Annotated in this window: 18 protein-coding genes and 1 riboswitch; of the genes, 4 read left to right on the plus strand and 14 right to left on the minus strand. The window is 66.2% G+C overall.

The window, feature by feature from the left end; translation table 11 throughout:
* Positions 1-99: 99 nt before the first annotated feature.
* The 12 genes from uca to JQ639_RS05600 form a co-directional block, all read right to left on the minus strand.
* On the minus strand, positions 100-3,654 hold the full coding sequence (gene uca, locus JQ639_RS05545) for an urea carboxylase (protein ID WP_211970205.1): 3,555 nt from the start codon (positions 3,652-3,654) through the stop codon (positions 100-102).
* Between the two features lie 2 nt (positions 3,655-3,656).
* Positions 3,657-4,292, minus strand: coding sequence for an urea amidolyase associated protein UAAP2 (locus JQ639_RS05550; protein WP_371745184.1), 636 nt, complete (start codon positions 4,290-4,292; stop codon positions 3,657-3,659).
* 11 nt (positions 4,293-4,303) lie between these two features.
* Positions 4,304-5,137 carry an urea amidolyase associated protein UAAP1 gene (locus JQ639_RS05555; RefSeq protein ID WP_211970207.1) on the minus strand — a complete coding sequence of 278 codons (834 nt, stop codon included), beginning with the start codon at positions 5,135-5,137 and terminating at the stop codon, positions 4,304-4,306.
* A gap of 38 nt (positions 5,138-5,175) precedes the next feature.
* Complete coding sequence (locus tag JQ639_RS05560) at positions 5,176-5,967, minus strand: ATP-binding cassette domain-containing protein (protein ID WP_211970208.1); 792 nt, start codon at positions 5,965-5,967, stop codon at positions 5,176-5,178.
* A complete protein-coding gene (locus JQ639_RS05565; protein ID WP_211970209.1) occupies positions 5,964-6,782 on the minus strand; it encodes an ABC transporter permease in 819 nt (272 codons plus the stop codon). Before JQ639_RS05565 ends, JQ639_RS05560 begins: the two co-directional genes overlap by 4 nt.
* Positions 6,783-6,830: 48 nt before the next feature.
* Positions 6,831-7,919 carry a putative urea ABC transporter substrate-binding protein gene (locus tag JQ639_RS05570; RefSeq protein WP_211970210.1) on the minus strand — a complete coding sequence of 363 codons (1,089 nt, stop codon included), beginning with the start codon at positions 7,917-7,919 and terminating at the stop codon, positions 6,831-6,833.
* Positions 7,920-7,997: 78 nt separating this feature from the next.
* Positions 7,998-8,109: riboswitch (guanidine-I (ykkC/yxkD leader) on the minus strand.
* Between the two features lie 318 nt (positions 8,110-8,427).
* Positions 8,428-8,745: a hypothetical protein gene (locus tag JQ639_RS05575; RefSeq protein WP_249123660.1), complete on the minus strand. Its 318-nt coding sequence runs from the start codon at positions 8,743-8,745 to the stop codon at positions 8,428-8,430.
* 125 nt (positions 8,746-8,870) lie between these two features.
* Entirely contained in the window at positions 8,871-10,058 is a 1,188-nt protein-coding gene (locus JQ639_RS05580; protein ID WP_211970211.1) for an ABC transporter permease, read from the minus strand.
* Positions 10,059-10,062: 4 nt separating this feature from the next.
* Positions 10,063-11,223 carry an ABC transporter permease gene (locus JQ639_RS05585; protein WP_211970212.1) on the minus strand — a complete coding sequence of 387 codons (1,161 nt, stop codon included), beginning with the start codon at positions 11,221-11,223 and terminating at the stop codon, positions 10,063-10,065.
* The gene (locus JQ639_RS05590; protein WP_211970421.1) at positions 11,220-11,900 is read right to left on the minus strand and encodes an ABC transporter ATP-binding protein; all 681 of its coding nucleotides are present in this window, start codon (positions 11,898-11,900) and stop codon (positions 11,220-11,222) included. The genes JQ639_RS05585 and JQ639_RS05590 overlap by 4 nt, the downstream gene beginning before the upstream one ends.
* A 37-nt stretch (positions 11,901-11,937) precedes the next feature.
* Entirely contained in the window at positions 11,938-13,032 is a 1,095-nt protein-coding gene (locus JQ639_RS05595; RefSeq protein WP_211970213.1) for an efflux RND transporter periplasmic adaptor subunit, read from the minus strand.
* Entirely contained in the window at positions 13,029-13,769 is a 741-nt protein-coding gene (locus JQ639_RS05600; protein ID WP_211970214.1) for a PadR family transcriptional regulator, read from the minus strand. Before JQ639_RS05600 ends, JQ639_RS05595 begins: the two co-directional genes overlap by 4 nt.
* 184 nt (positions 13,770-13,953) lie before the next feature.
* On the opposite strand from JQ639_RS05600, the gene JQ639_RS05605 reads away from it, so the two are divergent.
* Complete coding sequence (locus JQ639_RS05605; protein WP_349644759.1) at positions 13,954-14,919, plus strand: tripartite tricarboxylate transporter substrate binding protein; 966 nt, start codon at positions 13,954-13,956, stop codon at positions 14,917-14,919.
* Here JQ639_RS05605 and JQ639_RS05610 read toward each other — a convergent pair.
* Complete coding sequence (locus tag JQ639_RS05610) at positions 14,916-18,086, minus strand: efflux RND transporter permease subunit (RefSeq protein WP_211970215.1); 3,171 nt, start codon at positions 18,084-18,086, stop codon at positions 14,916-14,918. The genes JQ639_RS05605 and JQ639_RS05610 overlap by 4 nt on opposite strands.
* A complete protein-coding gene (locus JQ639_RS05615) occupies positions 18,083-19,213 on the minus strand; it encodes an efflux RND transporter periplasmic adaptor subunit (protein WP_249123661.1) in 1,131 nt (376 codons plus the stop codon). The genes JQ639_RS05610 and JQ639_RS05615 overlap by 4 nt, the downstream gene beginning before the upstream one ends.
* A gap of 344 nt (positions 19,214-19,557) precedes the next feature.
* Here JQ639_RS05615 and JQ639_RS05620 point away from each other — a divergent pair, with 344 nt between their 5' ends.
* From JQ639_RS05620 to JQ639_RS05630, 3 genes are all read left to right on the plus strand, one after another.
* Positions 19,558-20,331 carry an SDR family NAD(P)-dependent oxidoreductase gene (locus JQ639_RS05620; protein ID WP_211970217.1) on the plus strand — a complete coding sequence of 258 codons (774 nt, stop codon included), beginning with the start codon at positions 19,558-19,560 and terminating at the stop codon, positions 20,329-20,331.
* Between the two features lie 41 nt (positions 20,332-20,372).
* Complete coding sequence (gene lipP1, locus JQ639_RS05625; protein WP_211970218.1) at positions 20,373-21,314, plus strand: LipP1 family hormone-sensitive lipase; 942 nt, start codon at positions 20,373-20,375, stop codon at positions 21,312-21,314.
* A gap of 120 nt (positions 21,315-21,434) precedes the next feature.
* The gene (locus JQ639_RS05630) at positions 21,435-23,087 is read left to right on the plus strand and encodes a flavin-containing monooxygenase (RefSeq protein ID WP_211970219.1); all 1,653 of its coding nucleotides are present in this window, start codon (positions 21,435-21,437) and stop codon (positions 23,085-23,087) included.
* The last annotated feature ends 44 nt before the right edge of the window (positions 23,088-23,131 follow it).

The raw sequence follows: 23,131 nt of genomic DNA on the forward strand, positions 1-23,131 counted from the left end.
CTTTTGTGCAGCGCACACACGACCACGACATAATCGGATTTCAGCCCGGTGGCGAGGACGAAATTCGGGCAAATTGCCTCGCTGTCCTCGCCACACTTTCTATTCCTGCGGCATTGAGGCGGCCTCGATCAGAACGACGACGTCGCCGGCCCGCAGGGTCTGGCCCGGCCGGATGCGGACCTGCGCCACCCTGCCCCCCACGGGCGCGGGCACGCCGATCTCCATCTTCATCGATTCGATGATCGCCAGGGTCTCGCCGGCCGCAACCCTCGCCCCCTCCTCGACCAGGATCTTCCAGACATTGCCCGGCACCTCCGAGAAAGCTCCGGTCGTACCGTCCGGAATGCCGTCGTCCCCCACGGGCCCACCGGGATCGTCGCGCACCTCGTCGAGCGCGAGCGCTTTCCAGCGGCTGCGCTCGGCCTCGAATGCGGCCTGCTGGCCAGCCTTGAACGTCGCGATGCTGTCGTGCGCGGCGGCTTGTCGCTGCACATGTTCGGCATAGGAGAATTCCGTCTCCTCGATCTTCAGCGGATAGGCGCCGTGCGGAAACGCCTCGCGTGCTTCCATCAGTTCAGCGGCATCGACCGGAAAGAACCGGATCTGGTCGAAGAAGCGCAGCAGCCAGGGATGCCCCGGCGCGAAAACCGGCGTCGTCCGCCATGTGTTCCAGACCTGGATGGTACGGCCGAACAGCTGATAGCCACCCGGGCCTTCCATGCCATAGATGCACATGTAGGCGCCGCCGATACCGACCGCGTTCTCCGGCGTCCAGGTCCTTGCGGGGTTGTACTTGGTCGTCACCAGGCGGTGGCGCGGATCGAGCGGGGTCGCGACCGGGGCGCCGAGATAGACGTCGCCGAGGCCGAGCACCAGGTAGCTCGCGTCGAACACGATGCGACGCACATCGTCCTCGCTGCCAAGCCCGTTGATGCGGCGGATGAACTCGATGTTCGAAGGGCACCACGGCGCATCGGGCCGCACCAGTTCCTGATACTTTTGCATCGCCAGCACCGCGGCCGGATCGTTCCACGACAGCGGCAGGTGGAGGATCCGGCTCGGTACGGTCATCGCATCCACTGCCGGCAGGTCGCGCTCGAGCGCCCGCAGCGCATCGAGCAGGCGCCGCCGCGACAGCACCGCACTGTCGTAGTGCACCTGCAACGAGCGGATGCCCGGCGTCAGGTCGATCAGGCCCGGCAGTTTCGCGCGCTCGACGGCCTGAGCCAGCGCATGCACCCGCAGCCGCAGACCGATATCGAGCTCCATCGGTCCGTATTCGACGAGCAGATTGTCATCGCCGGCACGGCGATAGACCACCGGCACTGCGCCGCGGTCGTCACGGCCCACGACGGCCGCGCCAAGGTCGGGCGCTGCGCGTGCGACCAGTGGGCCGGCGACGGGATCGTCGCGCCGCTGCGCCACGAACCGCACGGTATCGCCGGGACGCAACTGACCGACCTTCCACAGTTCGTCACGCGCCACCACCGCCGGACAGACGAAGCCGCCGAGACTCGGGCCGTCCGGGCCGAGAATGATCGGCATATCGCCAGTGAAATCGATGGCGCCGATCGCATAGGCGTTGTCGTGGATGTTCGACGGATGCAGGCCCGCCTCGCCCCCATCCGGCCGCGCCCAGGCCGGCTTCGGCCCGATCAGCCGAACCCCGGTGCGGGCACTGTTGAAATGCACCTCGTAGGTCGCCGCGAACAGGGTTTCGATATCGCCATCGAGGAAGAAATCCGGGGCGCCGTGTGGACCGTAGACCACACCGATAGTCCAGGCCCGCGTCAGCTCCGGCACCTCCTTGTCGCTCGGCAAACGCGGCGGTCCGGCCGCCTCGGCATCGGCCATGTGCAGCACGTCTCCGCCCTTCAGCACGCCGGTGGCATGCCCGCCGAATGCTCCCAGCGCGAACACTGCTCGCGAGCCGAGGATCTGCGGCGCCTCGAAGCCGCCGCGCAGCGCGAGATAGCAGCGCTGGCCGGCACCCTCGATTGCGCCGATGGCCAGCACCTGGCCGCCGCGCACGACGATCGGTCGTTGATGATCGATGGCAACACCATCGAGGGTCGCTCGCATGCGCGCACCAGCCAGCGCGATGACCGCGTCGGCGTTGAAACGCAGTGTCGGACCATTGACCGTCAGCTCCAGCGACGCCGTCGTCTCCGCGTTGCCGACGATGGCGTTGGCAAGGCGGAACGAGCGTTCGTCCATCGGACCGCTCGGCGGCACGCCGACGTGCCACAGATGCAGCCGCCCGGGCAGTTCCTGCAATCCGGACTGCGCGCCCGGCGCCAGCACATCGACGGTGCGCGGCGTAAACGGCAGGCAGCCGAGCACGCTGGTCGCCACACGCCCGGTTAGGAACGGCTCGGCCGCGACGACCGTGCGCAGATAGTCGAGATTGGTCTCGATGCCGGCAACCGTGGTCGCCTGCAGCGCCTGCTGCAGGCGCTCGATGGCGTCTGCGCGGCTATCGGCCGCGACGATGATCTTGGCCAGCATCGGATCGTAGAACGGCGTCACCTCGACGCCGGTCTCGATCCAGCCGTCGATCCGCGCCCCCGCCGGAAAGCGCACCTCCGTCAGGCGGCCGGCGCTCGGCCGGAAACCCGCGGCGGGGTTCTCGGCATAGAGCCTGACCTCGATCGCCGCCCCGCAGGGCGCGAGCGGCGGCAGACCGGCGAGCACATCCTCGCCCGCGGCCTGGCGCACCATCCATTCGACGAGGTCGATGCCGAATGCAGCCTCGGTCACCGGGTGCTCGACCTGCAGGCGGGTGTTGACCTCGAGAAAATAGAAATCCTCGCGCGCAACGTCGTAGATGAACTCGACGGTGCCGGCGGATTCGTAAGCAACACGCTGGCCCAGCGTGACCGCGGCGGAATGCAGCCGCCGCCGCACCGCCTCGCTCAGCCCCGGCGCAGGCGTCTCTTCCACGACCTTCTGGTTACGCCGCTGCAGCGAGCAGTCGCGCTCGCCAAGCGCGATCACACCGCCGTTGCCGTTGCCAAAGATCTGCACTTCGATGTGGCGCGCCTCGGCGACGAAGCGTTCGAGATAGACACGCGCGTCGCCGAAGCTCGCCCGTGCCGTGCGCTGGACCGTGGCGAACTTGTCTCGCAGCGCGGCCACGTCGTGACACAACTGCATGCCGATGCCGCCGCCGCCGGCCGTGCTCTTCAGCATCACTGGGTAACCGATCCCGGCAGCGGCTGCGACCGCCTCGGTCTCCGTTTCGATCAACCCCGAACCCGGCAACAGCGGCACGCTGGCATCGACCGCGATCTCCCGCGCCCGGTGTTTGAGACCGAAAGCCTCGAGATGCTCGGGCCGCGGCCCGATGAAGCGAATGCCGTGGCGCGCGAGCGCCTCGGCGAGATGCCGGCTCTCGGACAGGAAGCCGTATCCGGGGTGGACCGCGTCGGCGCCCGTCTGCAGACACGCCGCGACGATCGCATCGACATTCAGATAGCTGTCGGCGGCCGGAGCCGGCCCGATGCGGACGGCCTCGTCGGCATCCAGCACCGGACGGGTGAAGCGATCCGCGTCGGAGTAGACCGCGACCGACGCGATGCCCATCCGGCGCAACGTCCGGCCGATCCGCCCGGCGATCTCGCCGCGGTTGGCAATCAGAACCTTCCTGAACATGCTCAGTCCCCCTTCGCCTCGAAGACCACCACCTGCACCGGCGTCGGAAAGAAGCCGTTGCAGGGATTGTTGATCTGCGGGCAGTTGGAGATCAGGCAGAGCACGTCCATCTCGGCCAGCAGCTCGACATGGTCACCGGGCTTCGACACCCCGTCGACGACGGTGAAATTCCCCTCCGGATCGATCGGCACGTTCATGAAGAAGTTGAGATTCGGCACGATGTCGCGCTTCGACAGGCCGTGCTTCGCCGCCTCGATCAGGAAGTTCTCGCGGCAGGCATGGAGATAGCGGGTATGACGGCCAAAGCGCACGGTGTTGCTTTCGCACGAGCAGGCGCCGGCGGAGGTGTCGTGCAGGCCGCAGCTGTCCGCCACCATGCGCAGCATGGTCCGCCCCTCGTTCGAGACGATGCGGGTGCCGGTGCTGACATAGGCCGCCCCCTGCGCACGCAGGGTATCCTGGCCGCTGTAGCGCTCCTGCGGATCGGCGGCGTTGTAGAACAGCGTGTCGACGGCCTGCTGACCGTGGCTGTCGATGATGCGCAGCCGCTGGCCCTTGCGGATGATCGCGGACCATGGAGCGCAGGCAGCGATCTCGGTGTCGATCACGACCCGGGCGTCGGCGGGAATGGTATGCATGGTCATGGCGGTCACCCGGCGATGGCGCTGTCGGACAGCGCGTTGTTCTCGAAGGCGCGCAAAGCTTCCGCACTTGCGGTGCGGCAGGGATCGTCCGGGGCGGCTGGTCCCGCCCGATAGCGGATGGCCTCGACCGCCCCCCGCCGCGGCGTCGGCAGGGGATCGAGCGGGTGCGGACAGTTGGACAACGCAACCAGCAGATCCATCTCCGCCCGCAGGTCGACAAAGTCACCTGCACGCCGCCGCTCTTCCTGCCACACCAAACGCCCCGTCCCATCCACGGCCACCGGGGCAAAGAACGCGATGCACGGCATGACGTCGCGGCGATCAAGGCCGAGCTTGCCGGCGGCGAGAATGAAATTGTCGCGGCTGTTGCGATACGAACCGGCTCCGTACTTCTCGGCATTGGTCACAGCGGACGACGCTCCCGCGAGGGTGTCATGGGCACCGCTGGTATCCTCCACCATGCTCAGCAATACCCGCCCCATGTCGGATAAGATCACCCGTCCCCTGCGCAGACTCGCCGCCCACTGCACCTTGATGGTGTCGGCATGGTTGAGCCTCTCGCTGGGCTCGGCGGCACTCCAGGCAAGCAGGCTGACGCAGGACTGCCCGCCGGTGTTGACAAGCCGCAGCGCCTCGCCACGCTTCAGCCGCGTCGTCCAGTACCAGCCGTCGGCGATGGTCTCACGATGATCGATGGCGGCTTCGGCGATCGGAGCGCCGTCGCGGGCCGTCAGCGGCGGCAGCGCGCGCGGCGCCTGCCCCTGGCCGGCCGCCTTCAACTCTTCATAGCGACGTCGGTTTGCGGCGATCTCGGCCTGCTGCTCTTGCGTCAGGATCATGGTTGCCCTCTCTCGGACAGGTGCCGGGTCGTCCCGGATCATGCTCCCTGGGCGGCCGGGTCGTCCCGGCCGGAGCGGACAAGCGATGGGCGCTGCGCGTCGGCGACGCGCCGCGGATAGATCTCGAGGTCGCGCGAGATAGTCGCGCCGTAGCGCTCGCGCTCCTCCGGGCGGTCGCGATGGCGCTCGAACGCAATGACGCGGGTGGCGAGGCGAAAGGCTTCGCTGAGGTCATGGGTCACCATCACCACCGTGAGCTCGGTCTCGTTCCACAGCCGTTTCATCAGCACGTGGATGTCGGCACGGATGCCGGGATCGAGCGCACCGAACGGCTCGTCGAGCAGCAGCACCTTCGGCCGGCGCATCACCGCCTGCGCCAGCGCGAGGCGCTGCTGCATGCCGCCGGACAGCGCCGCCGGATATTTTGCCTCGTGGCCGGCGAGGCCGACTTCGGCGAGCAGCGCCCGCGCCTCCTCGCTGGCGGCACGCCTTGCCGCACCGAACAACCGGCCGGTCAGCGGCGCCCGCTGCAGCTCGCGGCCGAGCAGCACGTTCTGCAACACCGTCAGGTGCGGAAACACCGAATAGCGCTGGAAGACGACGCCGCGATCAGCATCCGGCTCCGGCCGCAGCGCCCGGCCATCGACATAAATGGCGCCGCGCGTCGGGCTCTCCTCGCCGAGCAGCATCCGCAGAAAGGTGGTCTTGCCGCAGCCGGAGGGGCCGACCAGTGCAATGAAGGCGCGCGGCGCGACATCGAGCGTGATCCGCTCCAGCACGATATGGCCGTCATAGTCCTTCCAGACGTCGTCGAACCGGATCGCGCTCATGCCGCCCTCACCGCGGCGAACCAAGGAAACGCCTTGCGCTGCAGCAGGCGCAGACCGGCATCCATGAAGAAGGCGAGCAGTGTGATCCAGGCGACGTAGGGAATGATCACGTCCATCGCGAGATAACGCCGCACCAGGAAGATACGGTAGCCGAGCCCGCTGTCGGACGCGATCGCTTCCGCCGCGATGAGGAACAGCCAGGCCGGTCCCAGTTGCAGCCGCAGTGAATCCAGCAGGCGCGGCAACAGCTGCGGCAGCACGACGCGCAACGCTACCTGCCACGTCGACGCGCCGAGCGTCTGCGCCTTGATCAGTTGCTCTCGCGGCAACTCCTGCACTTTCATGATCAGATCGCGGACGATGCACGGCAGCGTGCCGATCACGATCAGCGCGATCTTGGCGTTCTCGCCAAGACCCATGACGATGAACAGGATCGGCAGAAGTGCAAGCGGCGGCACGATCGAGACGACATTGATGAACGGCGCCAGCAACGCGGTCGCCGCCGGCAACAGGCCGACGACGACACTGAGCACCAGCGCCGCAGCGGTCGAAATCGCGAGCGCCGAAGCGAGCCGGCCGAGGCTCGCTAGCGTGTCGGTCAGCATCAGGATCGTGCCGGTGCGGGCATCGGTCTCGAACGCCATGTGCTTGACCGCCTGCGCCATGCTGGATAGCGCAGGCAGCAACTTGTCGTTGGGATTGTCCGCGAGCCGCAGACCCGAACCCGCAAGGTAGGCGGCGAGCACCAGCACGAACGGCAGGGCAGCAAGATAGAACGCCCCCTGCCGGCCCGGTCTCAAATTCATCAGACGCATGCTCGCTCCCCGCTCGTCGGTGTCTCGCCCGTGACTCGGGTCAGCCGTTTACAGCTTGCCCTTGGCGGCCTCGTCCATGTAGGCGGGCTCGAAGCGCAGCTTGACGTTGGCCTTGTCACCAAGCACCGTCTTGTCACCGAGCTCGATGCCGACCGCGTCAGCCGACTTGGCGTCCTTGCCGAGCAAGGCCTTGTCGAACAGGAACTTGCGGACACGGTCCATGGTGGTGCCGACGGCGACGCTGCGGGTGAAGGCGTCGGCGTCGGACGGCTTGTCGAACAGACGGGTCGAAGCCAGTTGGCTGTCGAAGCCGGCGAGATCGGTGCCCGAGGCCTTGGCCATCGCCTCGCGCGCCGCCTTGCCGTCGGCGCCCTCGCCGGCCATGCGGGCCAGCGTCTCGTACCAGATGCCAACCAGCGCCCGCGCGAAGTTCGGATTGTCCTTGAGCACAGCGGTGTTGACGACCATCAGATCCATGATCTCGCCGGGAATCTGCGAGGAATCGAACACCTTCTTAGCGTCCGGCGACGCCATGATCTCCGAGACGATCGGATTCCAGGTCACCACCGCGGTCACGTCGGGCGTCTTGTAGGCTGCGGCGAGATCGGCGTCGGAGGTGTTGACGACCTTGATGTCTTTTTCGGCGAGATGCCGGGTTTCAAGCGCCCGGGCGAGCAGATAGTGCGACACCGAGAATTCGACGAGATTGACCTTCTGCCCCTTGATGGCAGCAAGATCCGGCTTACCCTTGAGGATCACCGCATCATTGCCGTTGGAGAAGTCCCCCATCACCACAGCCGTGGTATCGACACCGCCGGCCGCGGGGATCGACAGCGCGTCCATGTTGGTGATGGTCACCGCATCGAAGGCGCCCGCCGTGTACTGATTGACGGACTCGACATAATCGTTGAACTGCTTCACCTCGATGGTGATGCCGTACTTGTCCGCCCACTTCTTGACGATGCCGGTGTCGGCGGCATAGCCCCACGGCATCCAGCCGACATAGATCGACCAGGCGACCTTGAAGTCCTTCTTCGGCGCGGCCTCCGCCGGTGCGACGAACGCGATAGCGACCGCAGACGCCGCAATGAACGTGCGGACAACGGTCGAGCGCAGTTGAGATGTCAGTCTGATCATTTGGCAGATCCCTCTTGCGAATTCACAAAAAGGGATCGGCGACAGACCATCGCGTTGCCAATCCCTTGGCTCAACGAGGTCTCCCGGGCTTTTGTCCCGCCGTGCACCTGCGGGGATGTCTCCCCCGCAAGCGGCCGCTCTCGGACCAGCGCTCTGCAGACGCAAAGCCGGAACCCTAGCAACCAACTCAAAGCCTCTGATGCACGAGGCGTGCCAGTCGCCGCGAGATTGAATTGCCGTCATTTTCTGCACGCATGGGGCGCGACACGACGGCGCGCCTGCTCAAGAACTGAGCAGCATACGCACGTTATTCAAGCTTTGCTTTTGTACGCGGCGCGTCACCATGGCCGGCGGGATCACCACCGGCGAGGACCGATCGTCATGACATGGCTGCAACGCCAGAGCTGGCTGCAGGGCATCGGGCGCCTGCTGCTCGCCGGCCTTCACGGACGCTTCGGCCTGACGACATCCATCGCGCCAGACGCCGCGCCGAAGTAGCCGAGCGACCTCAGGCCCGACCGACCACTTCCATCCAGGCCAGATCAGCACTGGTACGCAGCTTCGCCGCCGTCTCCACTGCCGCGCGCAGCGCTGCGATATCGGCCTCCGTCATCGGCCGCCAGCCGCACGGACACGGCTGGGTCAGGTGCGCCGTGGCCGCCTGCCTGTAGACGCCACCGAGCGCCTCGGCCATCATCCCCAGCACCGTCATCGGCGGCAGGCGCGAACTATCGAGCGTGCGACAGAATATCGTCAGGAGCGTCTGCTGGAGCTCACCCTGCACGTCCGGATCGCCATCAACCTCGATACGACGTGGCTCGCGCATGCGCACTCTCCCTTGCCAGACGCGGCAATCGTGCGCCGCATCGACATGGTCTAGGCCTGCGCCGCCGCTGGCTCAACGGGCAGAGAGCAACCTTAGAGCTAGAAGACCTCCAAGCCCGGACCGGCTCAGCCATAAAGTCCAGCGACGATCGGCATGCGCGCGGCGCGCACTGCCGGGAACAGGCCGCCGATCAGGCCAACGACCAGCGCAAGGATCACGCCCTGCACCATCAGCGCCGGCGTGAGCTTGAAGTCGAACACCACCTGCGTGAAGTTGCTGCCCAGCGTCGATGCCGAAACCCCGTCGAAGATCAGGTAGGTTGCCGCGGCGCCAATGAGACCACCGATCGCGGCGAGCGACAGCGACTCCACCAGCGTGCCGACAAAAGCGGCGAAGCCGCCGAAGCCGATGGCGCGCAGGGTGGCGATTTCGGTCGCCCGCGCCGCTACCGACGAATACATGGTGTTGAGTGCACCGGCGAGCGCCCCGAACGCCATGGCGATCGCGAGCGGCCAGCCGAGCTTCTGGATGAGGTCGGACGTGCGCGAGGCCTGTTCAGCGAAATAGGCCGTCTCGGACTTGACGTCGAGCTTGAGCCGCGGATCGTTGTCGCTATAGGCCTTCAGTTCGGTCAGCGCCGCAGGTGATGTCAGCCTGACACGGACGGTCTGAAACACGTTGTTGCGGTTGAACAGGCTCTGCAGAACGGGCAGGTCCGCCCAGATCTCCGATTCGAACACGCTGCCGGCGGCCTCGAAGATCCCGACCACGGTCCAGCGTGTGGTGCCGAATGCCACCGTGCTGCCGACGTCGAAGCCCTCGAACTCGCGCACCAGCCCCTTGCCGACGACGATCTCGTTGGCGCCGCGGTTGAACATTCGCCCGGCAGTGATGGTGATGCGCCTGCGCAGCGCCGCGCCCTGCTCGCTGATACCGCGCAGCGGCAGGTTGGCCTTGGTATGGGTGGTGCGCTTGAGGCCGTCGACAACCAGATAGAGCTCAGGCGAGATCAGTGGCTTGCCGTCGCCGCCACGGGCGATGCCGGGGCCATCCTCGATCAGGCGCCCCTGGTCGCGCGTCACCGTGCTGTTGATTTCGGCCTGCGACCCGGCGCGCATCACAATCGCAATGTCATCGGCACCCGAGCCGGCGATGGTGCGTTGAAAGCCGTTGGCCATCGCCAGGAAAGCGAGCAGCACCACGACCACGAGCGCGATCGCCACCACGGTGGACAGCGACAGCCAGCGGCGCTGCGGCAGGCTCCGCAGGTTGATCGACGTAACGGCCAGCATCTGAAGCAAGAGCGAGCGCATGGAGCTATCCCCGTCCGAGCGCAGCGGCGATTTTCAGCCGCATGGCGTTGAGCGCCGGGATGATCCCCGTGATCACCCCGAGCGCGATCATCAGCCCGATGCCCATCAGCGCGATGTCAGGTGACACCGCAAATGACGGTGCGACGTTGGCAAGGCTGGTGCGCAGCGCCATGGTGACCAGCGCCGCGATCACGAGGCCGGGGATGCCACCGAGCAGCGCCAGCAGGATCGATTCCCCGAGCACCATGCGCAGGATCCGGGCGCCGGAGAAGCCCAGGGTCTTGAACACGCCGATTTCCCGGGTCCGTTCCCGGATGGTCAGCGCCATGGTATTGCCGACGATCATCAGGATGGTGACGAAGGCGGCGCCCACCACCAGCACCACGATCAGCGCGATGTTGCCGAACTGCGCCGCGAACGCCTTGCCAAACGCCTTCTCGGTGTCGGTGGAGGTCTCCGCGCTGGAGTTGGCGAACATTGCGTCGATAGCCTTCGCGACGCGGTCATTGTCCGCCGGCGAGCGGGTCTGCAGCACGATCCAGCCCACAGTGTCCTTGCCGAAGCTGCGCGTCTCGTCGAAATAGGCGAACTGCAGCAGCAGGAAGTTGGTGTCGATCGCCTCGGACTTGCCCTTGACGATGCCTGCGATGGTGACGTCCCAACTGGTGCCGCCGCTCTTCTGCGAGAAGATATTGCTGCCGATCGGAATGCGGTCGCCGACTTTCCAGCCCCACTTCTGCGCCAGTTTCTCGCCGACCACCGCGGCAGTCCGCTCTCGGGCGAACGCCTGCAACGCGTCCGGCGCGATGTCGAGATCGCGGCTGTAGACGTCGAAGTAGGTCAAGGGATCGACCGCCATGGCGATCAGGAAGTTCTTGGGATCCTGATAATAACCGCCGAACCAGTTGGCATAGGTGACCTGCCGTACGCCCTCGACGGCACGCACGCGGTTGACATAGGCGATCGGCATCGGCTGGGTGAAGTTGATCTTGTTGACCGTGATCATGCGGTCGGCGGCCGCGCGGTCCTCGCCCGAGGTGAACGCGCGGTAGAACCCGGCCAGCACGCCGAAGATCATGAACGCGACCAGGATCGACACGATCATCAGGATCGCGCGCAGCTTGCGGCGGAACAGGTTCTTGCGGACGAGGTCGAAGTCGTTCACGCCGCCAGCTCCTTGGCCACGAACCGCCCCTTGTCGAGATGCAGCGTACGTTGCGCATAGCGCGCCGCCGCCGGATCGTGCGTGACCATGACGATGGTCTTGCCGAGATCCTTGTTGAGCAGTTGCAGGATCGACAGGATCTCGTCGGCCGACGTCCGGTCGAGGTCGCCGGTCGGCTCGTCGCACAGCAGCAGATTGGGATCTGACACGATCGCGCGGGCGATCGCGACGCGCTGCTGCTGGCCACCCGACATCTCGCGCGGGTAGTGCTTGACGCGGTCGGCGAGACCGACCACCGACAGCGCGGTCTGTACCCGCTCCGCCCGCTCCTTGCGATGCAGCTTTGTCAGCAGCAGCGGCAACTCGACGTTCTGCGCCGCGGTCAGCATCGGCATGAGATTGTAGAACTGGAAGATGAATCCGATATTGGCGGCACGCCAACGCGCCAGTTCGCTCTCCGACAAGCCGTCGATGCGGCTGTCGGCGATCGTCACCTCGCCGCGATCGCTGCGGTCGATGCCACCGAGCAGGTTGAGCAGCGTGGTCTTGCCGGAGCCGGACGGCCCCATCACGGCGATGAAGTCACCGCGCGGGATCACCATGTCGAGCTGGTCGAAGATGGTGATGGTTTCGCGGCCCTTGGTGAAGCCCTTGCTGACGCCCGCAAGGCGGACCATCGGATGTTCGCTCGTCACGGCAAGCTCCCTTGTCACTCTAGTTCTCGATCGGCGATGCGCCGGAAGCGGTCCCGGCCTTCGCCGGGCGCAGGAATGTCACCTTCACAGCCATGTCAGGCAGGATGCGCGGATCCTTCTTCTCCAGACGGATGCGCACCTTGACGGTCGCCTTGTCGCGGTTGGCGGTCGGCACGATCGCAATCACCGAGGCCGGAATCTGCCAGTCCGGATAGGCATCGAGCACCGCCGTCACGGCGCCGCCCGGCGTGACACGGCCGATGAACGCTTCGTTGACGTCGACTTCGATCTCGATCGAGTCCATGTCGACGATGGTGCAGATGCCGGTGCGGGTGAAGCCGCCGACCGACATCGGCGAAATCATCTCGCCGGGCTGGGCGCTGCGGTCGACCACGACGCCGCTGAACGGCGCGCGGATCTGATGCTTGTCGAGCACCGCGGCGGCACGTTCGGCATCGACCTTGGCGCTCTCGTACTGGGCCTGCGCCTGGCGCATCTGCGCGGCGAGCACGCCGACGCGCGCCTCGGCCTTGGTGAGATCGGCCTCGCTCGCGAAGCGGTTCTGCTGCAGGCTGCGCGTGCGCGCCATGATGCGGTTGGCGTCGTCGAGATCGGCGGAGATCGCGGCGACCGCGGCGCTGGACGCCTCGACACGCGACTTCGAGAGCGCGAGATCCTTCTCGGCGAGCACGCTGTCGAGCCGCGCGGTGACCTGTCCGGCCGTGACGACCATGCCTTCCTCGACCAGCACCTCCACGACCTTGCCGGTGATTTCGGCCGCGATCGTCGCGCGGCGACGCGCCACCACATATCCCGACGCGGCGAGGCTGCCGGGCTCGCCGGCGGTGACCGGCTGCGGCGCAGGCTGGGCCTGCGGCGGCGCCGACACGCGCGAGGCTGCAGGGGCGGCCGGAGCCGCCGTCTGGACGACGGCTGGTTCGGGACGAAAGAACCGGCCGACGTCAAACGCCATGGCCGCACCGACGAGCGCAACCAGCAGCACGCCCGCACCGACCAGCCACGGCAACCGCGCACGCCCGCGCGCGGCCGGCGCTGGCGTGGACGTCCGGTCGATCGTCAGCGATCGCAGCAGCTTGGCCTTGTCCTCGGTCATCGCCTTGTCGTCCCCGCGCCCCGCGCACGTCGGCCAGCCGTTTTTGCCAGCTCGCTACCCCGATCGATTCGCGCGCGGTAGTTGGTTTCGCACATGCCCTGGACGTCACGCCAGAGACCGACGGGGCCCCAGCCCTCTTCGGTGATGCGGCGCACGAGATCATCGACGAAGGCAAGTTCGGCAGAGAGCAGCGCGCGGCGAAATTCGCTCTCGACCATGAAGATTGGCGGAAATTTCTGGCCTAACAAGGGCGTTGGCAACTGCTCGTCAGGCCCGGTGAGTGCACTCAGTTCCTGTGCTCCGACTTGTTCAATCTGCGCCGACATCTGCGCGACGGTATCGCGCAGCCGCTCGGCGCGCGCGCGCAGCATCACGACCGCTTCGTCGGGCGGCAGCACCGGCAGCAGGCTGAGGCCGGCCTCGAATTGTGAAAACTCCTTCGCCGGCGTGCCGATCAGTTCACGCATCCACGTGCCGAGCTGCGCGCGGCCGTCCGGCGTCAGCATGTAGACCGTCCGCTCCGGCCGCCGCCCGCCGCGCGACGTCTCCAGTGGCGAGATCAGTCCCCGCGCGGCGAGCGCGTCAATCACCGTGTAGAGCGAGCCGTAACGCAGCTTGATGCTCTCGTGCTTGTGTCGCTGCTTGAGCAGCGCCGCCATCTCATAGGGGTGCATCGGACGCTCGAAGGTGAGCGCCAGCACGGCAAGGGCGAGCGGGGTGGAGGGGCGTGCGGTCATGCACCACGCATAGCCCGGACCATATTATCCGTCAACGAATATACGGAGTTTGAATAGGACGCGCCTCGTTCCCGCCTCTCATGCCAGCCGCCAACCCCTTGCGCCGCCACGGAATTGCAGGGGAAGCTGGGTGACCGATCGCGACCGGGCGACCAAGCCGCGGCGCATGCTGGGGAGGAAAGACGTGCAGCTTCGTTCTGCCATCGCAGGGCTCATTGTCGGGCTCATGCTCACCGCGACTGCGGTCGCCGAGGACAACTACCCGAGCCGGCCGATCACCCTGGTCCATGGCTTTGCCGCGGGGGGCAATGCCGACGTCATCGCCCGTATCGTCGCCGACGGCCTGTCACAGCGCCTCGGCAAGCCGGTGATCGTGGAGAGCCGCGCCGGCGCCGGCGGCACCATCGCATCCGACCATGTCGCCAAGGCGACGCCCGACGGCTATACGCTGATCATGCTCACCGGCGGTCACTCGACCGCGGGGGCGCTGTACCGCACCTTGCCATTCAAGCCGGTCGACGATTTCCAGATGGTCTCGACGGTGATCTTCTTCCCGTTGGTGATCGCGGTGAAGAGCGACCATCGTTTCCGCACGCTTGCCGATCTCATCGCCGAAGCGAAGCAGAAGCCGGAAGCCATCACCTACAGTTCGGTCGGAATCGGCACCACCCAGCATCTCGCCGGCGAGCTGCTGTCGTCGATGGCTGGCATCCGCATGGTCCACGTGCCCTACCGCGGTGGTGGCGGGCCGATCAACGACCTGCTCGGCGGCCAGATCGACGTCGTGATCGACACTCTCACGGTGACCGCGCCGCAACTCGCGTCCGGCAGCATCCGGGGCCTTGCCGTCACCAGCGCGCAACCCTGGTTTTCGCTGCCGGACCTGCCGCCGGTCGCGGCGACGGTGCCCGGCTACGAGGTCAGGTCCTGGCTCGGGCTCGCCACGACCAGGGGCGTGCCGGCGCCGGTCGTCGCGCGGCTCAACCGCGAGGTCCGCGCCGTGCTCGACAGCCCGGAAATCCAGCAGAGGCTGAAAGCGATGGGCAACGAGCCACGGAGCAGTTCGCCGGACGAGATGCGCGACATGGTCGCGACCGAGATCGCGCGCTGGAAGGGCGTCATCACCGCGGCGAAGATCCCGCAGCCCTAATGCGCCGCCTCGGTGGCCTCGGGTTTGGGCACCGCGACCGAACCCGGGGCGAGCCGTCGCACCAGGATATAGAAGATCGGCGTGAACACGAGACCGAACAGCGTCACGCCGAGCATGCCGAAGAACACCGCGACACCGACCGCCTGGCGCATCTCCGCACCGGAGCCCGACGACAGCACCAGCGGCAGCACGCCGAGGATGAAGGCGAACGACGTCATCAGGATCGGCCGCAGGCGCAGCCGGCAGGCCTCGATCACCGCATCGAGGCGATCGCGCCCCTCGAGCTCGATGTCGCGCGCGAACTCGACGATCAGGATCGCATTCTTTGCGGCGAGTCCCACCAGCACCACGAAGCCAATCTGGGTCAGGATGTTGACGTCCTGCCCCATCAGCCGCACGCCGAGCGTCGCCGCCAGGAGGCACATCGGCACGATCAGGATGACCGCGAACGGCAGCGTCCAGCTGCCGTACTGCGCAGCCAGCACCAGATAGACGAACAACACACAGATCGGGAAGACGTAGAGACCGGCATTGGCGCCGTTGACCTGCTGGTATGACAGATCCGTCCATTCGAACGAAAAGCCGGTCGGCAGCATGTCCTCGGCAAGCTTTTTTATCTTGGCGATCGCGGTCGCCGAACTGGTGCCGGGCAAGGTGTCGCCCTGGAGCTCGGACGCCGGATAAAGGTTGTAGCGCGCGACACGGTCGGGCCCGGCGACGTCACGGAAGTCGACCACGCTGCCAAGCAACACCATGTTGCCGGCATTGTTGCGGGTCTGCAGGCGCGCGAGGTCCGCAGTCTCCTTGCGGAACTTGTAATCGGCCTGTGCAGTGACGTGATAGGTGCGACCAAGAATGTTGAAGTCGTTGACATAAGACGAACCGAAATAGGTCTCGATCGCCTCGGTGACATTCTGGAGCGGCACGCCGAGCATCTGCGCCCGGGCGCGATCGATATCCACGAACACCTGCGGCGTGCTGGCCGAGAACGGCGAGAACACCGCGGTCAGTCCCGGCGTGCGACGCGCCGCGGCAACAAGCTCGTCGGTGGCGGCGGCGAGCAGCTCGGGCCCCCGCCCCTGGCGGTCCTGGATACGCATCGCGAAGCCACCGCCGGTGCCGATGCCGGGTACTGCCGGCGGCGGGATCACCACGATGAACGCCCCCTCGATGGCACCAAGCCGCTTACGCAACTCGGCCGTGATCGAAGCGACGGTCTGGCCCTTCTTCACCCGCACTTCCGGATCGTCGAACACCGGAAACAGCGCGGCAGCATTGCTGGTCTGGGTACGGGTAGCGCCGGAGAAACCCGCGAATGCCGGCACACGAACGACGCCGGGCACACCGAGCGCGATGGTCTCGATCTGGCGGACGATTTCGGTGGTGCGGGCGAGCGAAGCCGCGCCCGGCAACTGCACCGAGACGATGACATAGCCTCGGTCCTGCGCCGGGATGAAGCCCTGCGGCGTCGTCACGAGCAGCCAGCCGGCGGAGCCTATCAGCACGGCATAGACGACCAGCATCACCAGCGAGTGACGGATCACGAAGCCGGCGAGATCGCCATAGACATGCGCCAGGCGATCGAACGTCCTGTTGAAAGCACCGGTGAACGCGTTCCAGCCGCGAGCGACAACGTTCCAGGACGCCGGCGGCGTCTTGTGTGCATGCGGCTGCAGGATCAGCGACGCCAGAGCCGGCGACAATGTCAGCGAGCAGAAGCAGGAGATCGCGGTTGCGACCGCGATGGTCACAGCGAATTGCTGGAAGAACTGGCCGGAAATGCCGCCGAGGAATGCGGTCGGCACGAACACCGCGCACAGCACCAGCGCGATCGACACCAGCGCGCCGCCGACCTCTTCCATCGTGCGCAACGCCGCATCCCGGCGGTTCTTGCCCATGGCGAGGTGACGCTCGACATTCTCCACGACAACAATGGCGTCGTCGACCACGATGCCGACCGCCAGCACCAGACCGAACAGTGTCAGGTTGTTGATCGAATAGCCCAGAGCGGCCATCACCGCGAAGGTGCCGACCAGCGACACCGGGATCGCGAGAATCGGGATGATCGCCGGTCGCCAGCCCTGCAGGAACAGCAACACCACGACGACGACAAGGATCATCGCCTCATAGATGGTCTTGATCAGTTCGCTGACGGACTGGGCGATGAACTCCGTGGGATTGTAGCCGATGTTGTAGGTCAACCCCGGCGGGAAATCGGCCTTGAGCTGCGCCATCGTGTCGGAGATGTTCTTGGCGGTGGCAAGCGCATTCGATCCCGGACGCTGGGACACCAGCATCGCCACCGCCGGTTTCTGCAGCAGGAAGCTGTTGGTGGTGTAGGACAGCGCGCCGAGTTCGACGCGGGCGACATCGCGCAACCGAACGGTGCGGCCATCCGCTCCGGGCTTGAGCACGATGTCCTCGAACTGCGACGGGTCCTTCAGTCGTCCGGTGAAGGTCAGGTTCGGCTGCAGCGCACGATCGCTGATTGGCGGCTCGGCGATGAGGCCGCCGGCGATCTGCAGATTCTGGGCGCGGACTGCGGTCAGCACGTCACCGGCGGTCATGCCGAGATTGGCGATCTTGTCCGGATCGAGCCACAGTCGCATCGAATAGTCGCGCGCACCCGCCACCTGAATGTCACCGACGCCATCAAGACGCAACAGCGGATCACGGACCTGCCGCAGCGCATAGTTGCTGATATAGAGCTGGTCGTAGCTGTCGTCGGGCGACAGCATGAACACCACCATCAGCAGGTCGGGACTGTTCTTGCGGGTGGTGACGCCGTTGCGCTGCACCTCTTGCGGCAGGCGCGGCTGGGCGATGGCGACGCGATTCTGCACCAGCACCTGGGCCTTGTCGAGGTCGGTCCCCAGCTTGAAGGTGACGGTGATGGTGAGCTGGCCGTTCGAGGTCGCCTGGCTGTAGAGGTACAGCATGTCCTCGACGCCGTTGATCTCCTGCTCGATCGGGGTCGCGACCGTCTCGGACACCGTCTGGGCCGAGGCGCCGGGATACAGGGTGGTGACCACGATGGTCGGCGGCGCCACCTGCGGATACTCGGCGACCGGCAATGTGTTGTAGGCGATGACGCCGACGATCAACAGCACGATGGACAGCACCATCGCGAGAATCGGCTGATTGATGGAGAGACGACCGAGATTCATGGCTTGGCCGCACCCGTCGCCGGCGCATGCGGCGCCACCTTGGCCCCGATCCTCGCGCGTTGCAGGCCGTCGACGATCACCTTGTCGTCAGGCTTGAGGCCGTCGCGCACCACCCGCAGACCGTCATCGAGCGGCCCCAGCGTTACCTGGCGCGCCTCCACGGTGTTGTCATCCCTGACCACCAGCACGATCTTGCGCGACTGGTCGGTCGCGATCGCGGTGTCCGGCACGAGGAGGCCTTGATAGGGCGCGCTGGCGATCACCCGGACGCGGGCAAACTGGCCCGGCAGGATCGACAGGTCCTGATTGGGGATCAGGGCACGTCCGCGCAGCGTGCCGGTCGAGACGTCGAGGCGGTTGTCGAGAAAGTCCACCGCCCCCTGATGCGACGGCTTCGTCTCACCGGAGAGGATCACCTGTACCGGGTTTGCCGTATCGCGGGAGCTCGGCCGGCGGCCCTCGAACCACAGGCGGCTGTTACGCATGTAAATGGATTCATCCATGTCGAAATAGAGATGGATGGGGTTGAGCGAGACGATCGACGTCAGCAGCGTGGCGCCGCTCTCGCTGCCCTGCACGAGGTTGCCGACGCTGACAAGATGGCGGCTGACGCGGCCGTCGATCGGCGCCTTGACCTTGGTGAACTCGACATCCAGGTTGGCGCGCTGCAGCGCGCCTTCGGCCTGCAGCACTGCGGCCTGGGCCGCCTGCAGCGCCTGCCGACGCTGGTCGACCACGCTTTCGGCCGCGAACTGCGACTTGTTGAGCTCGGTCGCGCGCGTCAGCTCGCGCTCGGCGAGATCGACCTTGGCCTTGGCGTCAGAAAGCTGCCCCTGCGCCTGCTCGGCCACGGCTTCGTACTGCCGGGGATCGATGACATAGAGAAGGTCGCCGGCCTTGACGATGGCCCCATCCTTGAATTCCACGCTTGTCACGAAACCGGTGACACGGGCACGGATCTGGACTTGCTCGACCGCCTCGAAGCGCCCGGTGAACTCGTCCCAGTCGGTCACGCTGCGCTGCACCGGCGGCGCCACGGTCACAGGTGGCGGTGGCGGCGCCGCAGCCTGCTGGTTCGTGCCTTCGTTGCAGCCTGCCAGCGCGAACAGCACTCCCAAGAGTGCCATGCGTGGCAGCCGATCAAGGCCGTGCGTGAACGTCCCTGTAGAATTCAGTGACCGTTGCATCCCGCTTTGACCTCACCCGACAAAAGACCGCTGCGCGGCATTTAACCACACCGTGCGGAAGAATCACAAGCGAGCGCTTCCTCATCACACGACAACTTCGTCGTCCATCGGCTGACTGACAGGCTGACGATCCCGGCGCCGCTCCGCAAGCCTAACCGCAATAATGCAGACCATGACATGGTCTGTACTGGCCATGCCGACGATCCAATGAAATACTTGTGACAAGACCGGCGCGGCACCACGCGCTCGGGTCATCAAAAAAATACTCGGGGAGAACCTGGCCGATGATCGACCGCACTCTGGACGGCAAGGTCGCGCTGGTCACAGGCGCGGCGGGCGAAATCGGCTCGGCGACAGCCCGCCTCCTCGCCGCGCGCGGTGCCCGCGTCGTGGCGATCGATCGCGACGCAGCCCGCCTCGCCGGCGCGGTGGCCATGCTTCCCGGCGGTGCAGCCCTGTCGCTGACCGCCGACGTCACCCAGGAGAACGAGGTCGCGGCTTTCGTCGCCCACACGGCCAAAATGCTCGGCAGGATCGACGTGTTCTTCAACAATGCCGGCATCGAGGGCGATGTCGGGCCGATTCCCGACTATTCGCTCGACACCTTTCGCCGCGTGCTCGACGTCAATGTCGTCGGCGTCTTTCTGGGCATGAAACACGTGCTGCCGGTGATGTACCGGCAGAACGCGGGCAGCATCATCAATACCGCGTCGATCGCCGGCCTGATCGGCACCCCACGGATCGCCGCCTACAGCGCCAGCAAGCATGCGGTCATCGGCCTGACCAAAAGCGCGGCGCTGGAATGTACCGGCACGAAGGTTCGTATCAACTGCGTCTGCCCCGGCCAGATCGAGAGCCGGATGATGACATCGATCCTCGAGGGCCTCGCCCCCGACGGTACTCCGCTTCCAGACCGCAAGGTTCTGGACCGCACGCCGGCTCGCCGTTTCGGTCTCAGCGACGAGGTTGCGGCCGTCGTCGCCTTCCTCGCGTCCGATGACGCGAGCTTCGTGTCCGGATCATCCTACACCGTCGACGGCGGGCGCACCGCCGGCTGACCCAGACGCCGATCATCCCAAGCAAGCAAGAAGGCCTCCAGATGCCCGTGATCCTCGACCCCGACGCCGCCGCAGTACTGCAGGCTTTTCGCGACGCCGGGCGGCCGCCCTATGAGACGCTCACCGCGCCGGAAGCGCGCGACTACTATCTTGCGGCGCGGACCCTGACCAATCCGGAGCCACCGGCGCTCGCGGAGATCCGCGACTTCACCCTCCCCGGCCCGGCAGGAGCGATCCCGGCACGGCTCTACACACCCCTCGGGCTGCGGCAATCCGGCGGACTGTCACCCTGCCTCGTGTTCTTCCATGGCGGCGGCTGGGTGATCGGCGATCTCGAATCCCACGACGTGGTGTGCCGCACGATCGCCGACGAGGGCAAACTGCTGGTGATCGCGGTCGACTACCGCCTCGCTCCGGAGCACAAGTTTCCGGCTGCCGCCGACGACGCCATCGCCGCAACGCGGTGGGTCGCCGCCCAGGCGCAGGAGCTCGGAATCGATGCAGGCCATCTCTTCGTCGGCGGCGACAGCGCAGGCGGCAACCTCAGCGCGGTCGTGGCGCTGGCTGCGCGCGATGGCGGACCCGCGCTCGCCGGCCAGGTGCTGATCTATCCCGCGACCGACTTCTCCTTCCGTCATCCCTCGCACAGCGAACCGGAGACCGACTGCCTGCTGACTCACGCCGTGATGGCGTGGTTTCGTGACCACTACCTCAACACCCCGGCCGAGCGCGACGACTGGCGGGCGTCACCGCTGCGTGCGCGCAGCTTCGCTGACCTGCCGCCAGCTTTCGTACTGACAGCAGGCGCCGATCCGCTGCGCGACGAAGGCGATGAATACGCGAAGTGCCTCACGGACGCCGGCGTCGCCGTGACCTATCAGACCCATCCCGGCCAATTCCACGGCTTCATCACCATGAGCAAGCTGTTGCCAGCGGCGCAAAGCGCGCTGCACGAAATCGGTGCATGGCTCAAGGCACGATAATTCCGCGCCACGGACGCCTTGTCTGCCAAGCCGAGCGTCACCGCAGATTTGCAGCTTGCGATCCACGGCGGCCCATAGAATGCTGGCTGCACAACGACAAGAAAATCGGGAGGTGACGCCATGGACGCCCTGCAACCGAACTCAGCTGCACCGGCGTTGCGCAGCCATGACGCCGTAATCGTCGGCGCCGGCTTCGGCGGGCTCTACATGCTCCATCGCCTGCGTGGCCTTGGGCTCTCCGCTCGCGTGTTCGAACAGGGCAGCGGTGTCGGTGGCACCTGGTACTGGAATCGCTATCCCGGGGCCCGCTGCGACGTCGAGAGCATGCAATACTCCTACGGCTTCTCCGAAGATCTCCAGCAGGACTGGCAATGGAGCGAGCGGTACGCACCGCAGCCGGAAATCCTGCGCTACGCCAATCACGTTGCCGACCGCTTCGACCTGCGCCGCGACATCCAGTTCGATACCGGCGTCACCGCCGCGCGTTTCGACGACGCCTCGGGGACGTGGTCGGTGAGCACCTCGGACGGCGCCGAGACCGCCGCGCGCTATCTGATTCTTGCCACCGGCTGCCTGTCCAACGCGCGCATTCCCGACTTTCCGGGGCTCGACGACTTCGCCGGCAAGACCTACCACACCGGCCACTGGCCGCATCGGACGATCGACTTCACCGGCCAGCGCGTCGGCGTGATCGGCACCGGCTCTTCTGCCATCCAGTCGATCCCGATCATCGCGGAGCAGGCGGCACACCTGTTCGTGTTCCAGCGCACTGCCAACTTCAGCGTGCCGGCGCACAATGCGGCCATTTCAACGGACTACGCCGCATCGTGGAAATCCGATTACGCCGCTCGGCGACGACGCGCTCGCGAAGAAACCCGCAACGGCATCCTCACGGTGGTCCCCGACAAGAGCGCCATGGAGGATACCGCCGAGGGCCGCCGCGCCGCCTATGAGGCCGGCTGGGCGCGTGGCGGCATCAGCTTCATGTCGTCTTACAACGACCTGCTGCTCAACAAGGAGGCGAACGATACCGCCTGCGATTTCGTGCGTGGCAAGATCGCCGAGATCGTGCGTGATCCGGCCGTCGCCAGGCTGCTGCAGCCGAACGACCATCCGATCGGCTCCAAGCGGATCTGCGTCGACACCGACTACTACGCGACTTTCAATCGCCCCAATGTCACCCTGGTGAACGTGCGCGCGGAGCCGATCGAACGCATTCTGCCGAACGGGCTGCGCGCCGGTGCAAAGGAGTATGCGCTCGATGCCATCGTGTTCGCGACCGGCTTCGACGCCATGACCGGCTCGGTCGCCAAAATCGATATCCATGGCCGCGACGGCCGCACCCTCAACCAGAAATGGGTCGAGGGACCGCGCTGCCATCTCGGACTGATGAGCGCCGGCTTCCCGAACCTGTTCATCATCACGGGACCGGGCAGCCCGTCGGTACTCAGCAACATGATCGTGTCGATCGAACAGCATGTCGACTGGATCACCGATTGCATCGCACACATGCGCGCCCGCGGCCTCGATCGGATCGAGCCGACCGTCGCGGCAGAGGACGACTGGGTCGCACACGTCAACGAGGTCGCGCACCGTACGCTCTATCCTCAAGCCAATTCCTGGTACATGGGGGCGAACATCCCCGGCAAACCGCGGATCTTCATGCCTTATATCGGTGGCGTACCGGCCTATCGGCAGATCTGCGCGGAGATCGCTGCGAACGACTATGCGGGTTTCAGCTTGAGCAGCGCCCGTCAGGCCACCCCGGCCTGACCGCAGAACCGCCCTCGCTCTCTGCGAGATCGCGACCGTCGACG

Source organism: Bradyrhizobium sp. U87765 SZCCT0048 (genome assembly GCF_018131225.1).
Lineage (GTDB): Bacteria > Pseudomonadota > Alphaproteobacteria > Rhizobiales > Xanthobacteraceae > Bradyrhizobium_A.